5 protein-coding genes are annotated in these 7,405 nt (G+C 66.4%); 1 reads left to right on the forward strand and 4 read right to left on the reverse strand.

All coding sequences use genetic code 11. From position 1 onward, the window contains the following. Nucleotides 1-198: 198 nt before the first annotated feature. The 4 genes from HC022_RS15250 to HC022_RS15265 form a co-directional block, all read right to left on the reverse strand. Entirely contained in the window at nucleotides 199-2,586 is a 2,388-nt protein-coding gene (locus HC022_RS15250) for a glycogen/starch/alpha-glucan phosphorylase (RefSeq protein WP_167453019.1), read from the reverse strand. A 97-nt stretch (nucleotides 2,587-2,683) separates the two neighbouring features. After that, nucleotides 2,684-3,655 (reverse strand): glucokinase, encoded by a 972-nt coding sequence (locus HC022_RS15255; RefSeq protein WP_167453020.1) that lies wholly within the window; start codon nucleotides 3,653-3,655, stop codon nucleotides 2,684-2,686. After that, complete coding sequence (locus HC022_RS15260; protein WP_254885105.1) at nucleotides 3,655-4,749, reverse strand: glycoside hydrolase family 1 protein; 1,095 nt, start codon at nucleotides 4,747-4,749, stop codon at nucleotides 3,655-3,657. Before HC022_RS15260 ends, HC022_RS15255 begins: the two co-directional genes overlap by 1 nt. Before the next feature lie 11 nt (nucleotides 4,750-4,760). Further along, nucleotides 4,761-5,792, reverse strand: a complete 1,032-nt coding sequence (locus HC022_RS15265) for a LacI family DNA-binding transcriptional regulator (protein ID WP_167453021.1) — start codon at nucleotides 5,790-5,792, stop codon at nucleotides 4,761-4,763. Nucleotides 5,793-6,049: 257 nt separating this feature from the next. On the opposite strand from HC022_RS15265, the gene HC022_RS15270 reads away from it, so the two are divergent. Beyond that, nucleotides 6,050-7,402 carry an ABC transporter substrate-binding protein gene (locus HC022_RS15270; RefSeq protein ID WP_167453022.1) on the forward strand — a complete coding sequence of 451 codons (1,353 nt, stop codon included), beginning with the start codon at nucleotides 6,050-6,052 and terminating at the stop codon, nucleotides 7,400-7,402. Nucleotides 7,403-7,405: the final 3 nt, after the last annotated feature.

A 7,405-nucleotide genomic window follows, 5' to 3' on the forward strand; every position in this document is an offset into this window, starting at 1 on the left:
TTTCGGCGCCGGGGTCGAAGGCAGTGACATGGCGGTCGTTGCCCGACCCACGCGGCCCGAGAAGGCCGAATGGATCGTCATGCTGCCCCTGGATCAGGCGCTGAAATTCCGAGGCGGGGGGGTGCTTTGCATCGGTCATGCCTCGGACTGTAGTGCGATCTGAGCTGTTCGCAATGAGTCGCGTTAACTGTTTCTGACTCAGCGATCGAGCAGGCTTTTTGCCTTCCAGATGTCCGCCATGTAGCCCCGGATTGTGCGATCCGACGAGAACCAGCCCGACCGCGCGGTGTTGAACGCGGCCATCCGCGCCCAGCCCTGCGGATCGGCGAAGGCGGTGTCGACCTCGCGCTGTGCACGCCAGTAATCGGTGAAATCCGAGCACACGAGGAAGTAGTCCGCGCCCTCCAGATTGCCGACCACGTTGTGGTAGCGCGTGGGCTCGGACGGCGAGAACCGGCCGTCGCGGATTGCGTTCAGGGCACTGGCCAGCCGCGGGTCCGCCTCGATGGCCTTCTGCGCATGGCTCTCGACGGTGCGGCGCTCCATCACCTCCTCGGCGGTCATGCCGAAGAGGATGAAGTTCTCGGCCCCCACGTGCTCGCGGATCTCGACGTTGGCGCCGTCGAGCGTGCCGACGGTGGGCGCGCCGTTCAGAGCGAACTTCATGTTGCCGGTGCCCGAGGCCTCCTTGCCGGCGGTCGAGATCTGCTCGGAGAGGTCGGCGGCGGGAACCAGCCGCTCGGCCAGCGACACGTTGTAGTTCGGCAGGAAGGCGATCTTCAGGTACTTGTTGGTCACCGGGTCGTTGTTGATGACCACCGCCGCATCGTTGATCAGCCGGATGATGTCCTTGGCGAAGAAATAGCCCGGGGCAGCCTTGCCCGCGAAGAGCTTGAGGCGCGGCGTCCAGCCGGCATCGGGATTTTCGCGGATCTCCTGCCAGTGGGCGATCGCCTCGAGGATGTTGAGGTGCTGGCGCTTGTACTCGTGCATGCGCTTGATCTGCACGTCGAAGAGCATATCGGGATCGACGTGGATGCCATGCGCCTGGCCCATCCAATTCGACAGCTCGACCTTGTTGGCGCGCTTGACCCCGGCGTAGCGCTCGAGCCAGCCGGCGTCCTCGATGTAGGGCTCGAGTTTCTCGAGCTGCTCGAGATCGTCGACCCAGCCCTCGCCGATGCCCTCGGTGATGAGCCCGGCAAGACGCGGGTTGCAGGCCAGCAGCCAGCGGCGCGGAGTGACGCCGTTGGTCTCGTTGACGATGCGGTCGGGGTGCAGGTGGTGCAGCTCTTCGAAGACGGTGGTCTTCATGAGCTCGGTATGAAGTGCCGAGACGCCGTTCACGTGATGCGCCATCACGAAGGACAGCTGGCCCATCTTGACCTGGTGATCGGACCGCATCGACTGGGTGCGCGTGGGGTTCTTTTGAGCGTGGGTGAAGTCGATCTGGTCGATGATCTGGATGTGACGCGGCAGCAGCCGGCCGAACAATGCCTCGCCCCAGCTTTCCAGCGCCTCGGGCAGCAGCGTGTGGTTGGTATAGCTGAGCGTGGCGCGGGCGATCTCCATCGACTCGTCGAATGGAATGCCGCGCTCGTCATGCAGAATGCGGATCAGCTCGGGGCCGGCGATGGCCGGGTGGGTATCGTTGAGCTGGATCGCCACCTTTTCGGGCAGGCGGCGCAGGTCGCCGAACTGGTTGTTGAAGCGGCGCAGGATGTCGCGCAGGGCGGCACCGGTCAGGAAATACTCCTGCTTCAGCCGCAGCTCCTTGCCCTGTTCGGTGGTGTCGTCGGGGTAGAGCACGCGGCTGATGGTGCGCGCCAGCGCCTCGGGCGCCGCGGCCTTGGCGTAGTCGCCGTGGTTGAAGGCGTCGAGGTCGAACGGGTGGATGGCACGGCCAGACCACAGGCGCAGGGTGTTGGCCCAGCGGCCCTTCCAGCCCACCACGGGCGTGTCGAAGGCCTCGGCCTCGACCTCTTCGGAAGGGTACCAGCGCACGGTCTCGCCGCGGGTGTCGACATGGCCGCCGAAGCCGATGCGATAACGCACTTCGGGGCGTTCGAATTCCCAGGCGTGGCGCTGGCCGAGCCAGAGCTCGGGCTGCTCGATCTGGCGCCCGTCGACGAAACTCTGGCGGAACAGGCCGTGCTCGTAGCGGATGCCGTAGCCATGCGCCGGGCAACCGATGGTCGAAAGGCTCTCGAGGAAACAGGCGGCGAGACGGCCGAGGCCGCCGTTGCCGAGCGCGGCGTCCGGCTCGTCGGTCAGAACCTCGTTGTAATCCTTGGAGAACTCCGCAAGCGCGGCCTTGGCCTCGTCCACCAGCTCGAGATTGACGATGCCGTCCTCAAGCAGGCGCCCGATGAGGAACTCCATCGACAGGTAGTAGACCCGCTTGGCGCCGGTGTCGTAGGTGCGCTCGGTGGCCTTGAACCACGCGTCGACGATCCGGTCCCGCACCGCGTAACTCAGCGCCATGCGCCAGTCTTCGAGGATCGCGTGTTCGGGATCCTTGCCGAAGGAATAGGTCAGGTGGCGCAGGATCGCGTCGCGAAGGGGAGGGGTCTTCATCTGGATCATGGGCTGGTGCTCGCTCATAGGAAGGCTTGGCACCCGGTGCTCCGAGTACAGCCAGTATCAATAGGGCGGTCGCTTAAAAGACAAGGACGTGATTCATCTACGCCTGATTCTGCAACTGTTCCGTAAGATGACATGCACATCCGGTAAGCGCTGCGAAGTCATCTGTCACAAGATGCACCGGGAACTGGTCCATGAAGGTGCTGAAGCGCCCCTTCTCGCGGAAGCCGTCCCGGAAGCCGTTGTCGAGCAGGTAGGGCCCGAAGTGGCGGGCCACCCCCCCGGTGAGGGAGATGCCGCCGAAGGGCAGGGTGATCAGGGCGAGATCGCCGCAGACCCGGCCCATCAGCCGAGAGAACATCGTCACCGCCCGGGCGGCGCGGGGCTCGCCACGTTCGAGCGCGGTCATGATCTCGGCGGGGGGCATGTCGGCCTCGGGTTCGCCGTCCTCGACGCAGAGCCAGTTGTAGATCCGCTCGAAGCCGCGGCCCGAGAGGAAGTGCTCGACACCGACGCTGTCGTGCTTCTGCGAGATGTAGCTGAAGAGCCGCATTTCCTCGTCCGTGCGCAGCGCGAGCGTGGCGTGGCCGGCCTCGGCCGGCGGCACCAGCGTGCGGTCGCCCAGCCGGTAGACCGGCGCCGCGTTCATGCCCGTGCCGATGCCGATCACCAGCCGTGCGGACTGCGGGCTGGCGGGCTGGCCGGGGAGGATCTCGGTGAGATTGGCGGCGTCGATGTGTCCAACGGCATGGCCCTGCGCCTGCAGGTCGTTCAGCACGGCGAGCGTATCGGCGCCGGTGGCCTCGTGCAGGATGTCGCGGTTCACCTCCCAGTCGAGGTTGGTGAGCCGCCCCGCGCCGTCGCGCACCGGGCCCGCCATGGCGACGCAGGTGGCCTGCACGCTGACGCCGGTCTCGGACAGGTAGTCGCGCAGCACCGCGCCGATGCCGGGCCAGTCGGCGTTGCGGTAGCGCCGGACGCTGGCCTCGTCGATCTCGGGGCCGGCGCCCAGTGCCACGCGGGTGTTGGTTCCGCCGATATCCGCCAGCACCGCGGTCATCTGGGTCGTCATCATTTGTTCTCCGTTAGCGCTCTCGCCAGAGCGTGGTAGGAGGCTTTCGGCAGCCGTGCAAGCGTGTCGAAGTCGACGTGCACCAGTCCGAAGCGCTTGTCGTAGCCGAAGCTCCATTCATAATTGTCGAGCAGCGACCAGGCGAAATAGCCCTCGACCGGCACGCCGTTGGCGATGGCGCGCTTCACCTGCGCGAGGTGGGCGTCGATGAAGGCGATGCGGTGCTCGTCCTCGACCGTGTCGCCGACCGGATCGTCGTGCGAGGCCATGCCGTTCTCGGTCACGCAGAGCGGCAGGTCGCCGGTGTATTCCTGCGCGGTGCGGGTGAGGAAGCGGAACAGGCCCTCGGGGTAGATCTCCCAGTCCATGTAGGTCTTGGGCAGGATGCCCGGCACCTCCTTCAGCGACGGCCACGGGGCCGTCGGGTCGGGGGCGAGCAGCTTGCGGGTGTAGTAGTTGATGCCGCACCAGTCGAGCTTCTGCGAGATCAGCCCCATGTCGTCCTGCCAGCCCCCGGGCAGGTGCGGCTCAAGCCCTTCGAGCGCGATGGCGGGGTATTCGCCGCGGAACACGCCGCCCATGAACCAGCGATTGTAGAGCCCGTCGTAGCGGTCGGCCGCGAGCCGCGCCTCTGGGCTGTCGTCGGCTGGCTCGGCCCATTCGAGGTTGAAGACCCCGCCGAGCCCGGACATGCCGAGCCCGCGCATCACCTCGATCGAGCGGCCGTGAGCGAGCAGCACGTGGTGCATGGCGCGGGCGGCGGCGCGGATGTCGCGCAGACCCGGGGCCTGCCCGCCGAGGAAATGCGAGAGCCACGCGACGCACCACGGCTCGTTGATCGGGGCGACCGTCGCCATGCGGTCGCCGAGCCGGGTCATCGCGACTTCGGTGAACTCGGCGAACCACGATGCGATGTCGCGGTTGCGCCAGCCGCCGAGATCGGCCAGCGCCGAGGGCAGTTCCCAGTGGTAAAGCGTGGCATAGGGCTTGAGCCCGCGCTCGAGCAAGGCGTCGGTCAGGCGGTCGTAGAAGTCGAGCCCCTCGGCATTCACCGCGCCGCGGCCCTCGGGAAAATTTTGGCGGGTCAGTCCCATGCGGCCTTTTCCTAGGGTTTTCGGGGGGGGGGGCCGGTGGACCCGCCGATGATCAGTTGCGCCTCGAGAAGGCGCGATTCCGGCGGCTGGTCCGGATCGGCGATCCGGCGCAGCAGCATCTCGGCGGCCAGCCGTCCGGCCTCGCGCACCGATGAGCGGGTGGCGGTGAAGATCGGCAGGTCGCGGCCGTTCGACAGGTAGCTGAAGTCGTCGTCGTGGGTGATGACCGACACGTCGCGGCCCATGGCGAGCCCCGCCTCGTGGATCGCCCGCCGCACCCCGATGGCCGAGATCAACGATGAGCACAGGATGGCGGTCGGCGGCTCGGCCAGCGCCAGCATCCGCCCGGCGGCACGGTAGCCGTAAGGCTCGGTCATCTCTTCGCTCTGCATGAGCTCGGGCTCGGGGGCGAGGCCGCGCTCGGCCAGCGCCAGCTCGTAGCCGTGACGGCGGCGGAAGGCGAAATCCATGAACTCGAGCCCGTTGACCAGCGCGATGCGCCGGTGCCCGAGATCGAGCAGGAACGAGGTCGCGCGCCGGAACGCGTCGGTGTTGTTCATGTCGATCCAGCTGTAGGGCGCGTCGAGCTTGGAGGCGCGGCCATGCACGACGAAGGGCATGCGCAGCCCGTTCAGGAAGGAGATGCGCCCGTCCGCCATCTTGGGCCCGTGCACGATGATGCCGTCGACATTGCCCTTCGACTGCAGGCGCCGGTAGTTCTGCGCCTCGTCCTCGTCGCCGGTGACCGTGAGGGTCATGTCGTAGCCCGCCTTGAGATAGGTCTCCGAGGCGCCGGCGATGAAATCGCCGAACACCGGGTTCATCATCTCGTGCTGGGTCGAGATCGGGATGACGTGGCCGATGGCCATGGCGCGGCCCGTCGCCAGCCCCTTGGCGCGGGCATTGGGTGCGTAGTTCAGCAGCTGTGCCGCCTCGATGACGCGCCGGCGCGTGCCTTCGCTCACCTCGGGGTAGCCGTTCAGGGCGCGGCTCACGGTGGTCTGCGACAGCCCGAGATGGGCGGCGAGCATCTTCAGGTTCATGGCTCTCGCTCCCAAAGCGCTTCGGATGATTTCGAGCCTAACCGCAAAACCCGTCCGGCGAAAAGATGTTTTCTCACCGCCTTGATCCGGCGCGTTTCAGCGCTAAAGTGGTCGGAAATTCCGCCAAATTGCGATTGACAGACGCAATGATCCGCGGGAGGCTCGGGCATCTTCAAAGCGCTTTGGCCGAGTCTCGCCAGAAGCGAAAACCAATGCGGGGTTTCCCGCGAGGATTGGGAGGAGCCTTTTCCATGAAGATCAAACGCAGTTTCCTTGGAAGCGTTGCATTGCTTGCGCTGGCCGCCGGTACCGCACAGGCCCAGGACATGCCCTTCGAGGTGGGTGAGGGCGACTTCCAGTGGGACGGCTATACTGCCTTTGCCGACGAAAACGACCTCTCCGGCCAGACCGTCGAGATCACCGGCCCCTGGACCGGCAACGAGAAGGCCAAGGTCGACGTCGTCTTCCGCTATTTCGAGGAAGCGACCGGCGCCAACGTCAATTACTCGGGCTCCGACAGCTTCGAGCAGGACATCGTGATTTCGGCCCGCGCGGGCACCGCACCCAACCTCGCGGTCTTCCCGCAACCGGGGCTTGCCGCCGACATGGCGAGGCAGGGGCTGCTGACCGCGCTGCCCGACGACACCGCCGACTGGGTGTCCGAGAATTTCTCCGCCGGTGACAGCTGGGTCGATCTGTCGACCTACGAGGGCCCCGACGGCGAGAGCCACGTCTACGGCCTGTTCTACCGCGTCGATCTCAAGAGCCTCGTCTGGTATTCGCCCATCGCCTTCGACGAAATGGGCTACGAGATCCCCGAGACCATGGAAGAGCTCAAGGAACTGACCCAGCAGATCGTCGACGACGGCGGCACGCCGTGGTGCATCGGGCTGGGGTCGGGCGCCGCGACCGGCTGGCCGGCCACCGACTGGGTCGAGGACCTGATGCTGCGCACGCAGGAGCCGTCGGTCTACGATCAGTGGGTGAGCAACGAGATCCCCTTCAACGACCCCGCGGTGGTCGAGGCCGTCGAGGAGTTCGGCTGGTTCGTGCGCAACGACGAGTTCGTCCAGGGGGGCGCGCAGGCGGCGGCCACGACCGACTTCCGTGACAGCCCGAACGGGCTCTTCTCGGTGCCGCCCGAATGCTACATGCACCGTCAGGCAAGCTTCATCCCGGCCTTCTTCCCGGAGAATGTAGAGCTCGGCGCGGATGCGGATTTCTTCTACTTCCCGGCCTACGAGGAAAAGGACCTCGGCACCCCGGTGCTGGGCGCGGGCACGCTGTTCTCGATCACCAAGCCCTCCGAGGCGACGGACGCGATGCTCGAATACCTGAAGCTGCCCATCGCGCATGAGCTCTGGATGGCACAGGACGGCTTTCTCACCGCCCATGCGGGCGTGAACCCCGAGGTCTATGCCACCGACGCGCAGCGCGCCATGGGTGAGATCCTCGCCAACGCGACCACCTTCCGCTTCGACGCCTCCGACCTGATGCCCGCCGAGATCGGCGCCGGCGCCTTCTGGACGAGCATGGTCGACTACGTCACCGGTGCCAGCGCCGAGGACGTGACCGCGGCGGTGCAGAGCCGCTGGGACTCGATCCGCTGAGGC

This window comes from Salipiger sp. HF18, assembly GCF_011806505.1.
GTDB lineage: Bacteria > Pseudomonadota > Alphaproteobacteria > Rhodobacterales > Rhodobacteraceae > Salipiger > Salipiger thiooxidans.

What these genes read in the sequence shown, in the direction of transcription:
- HC022_RS15260 (WP_254885105.1), bottom strand. Translation starts at nt 4,749, where the DNA reads ATGGGACTGACCCGCCAAAATTTTCCCGAGGGCCGCGGCGCGGTGAAT.
- HC022_RS15255 (WP_167453020.1), bottom strand. Translation starts at nt 3,655, where the DNA reads ATGACGACCCAGATGACCGCGGTGCTGGCGGATATCGGCGGAACCAAC.
- HC022_RS15250 (WP_167453019.1), bottom strand. Translation starts at nt 2,586, where the DNA reads ATGATCCAGATGAAGACCCCTCCCCTTCGCGACGCGATCCTGCGCCAC.
- HC022_RS15265 (WP_167453021.1), bottom strand. Translation starts at nt 5,792, where the DNA reads ATGAACCTGAAGATGCTCGCCGCCCATCTCGGGCTGTCGCAGACCACC.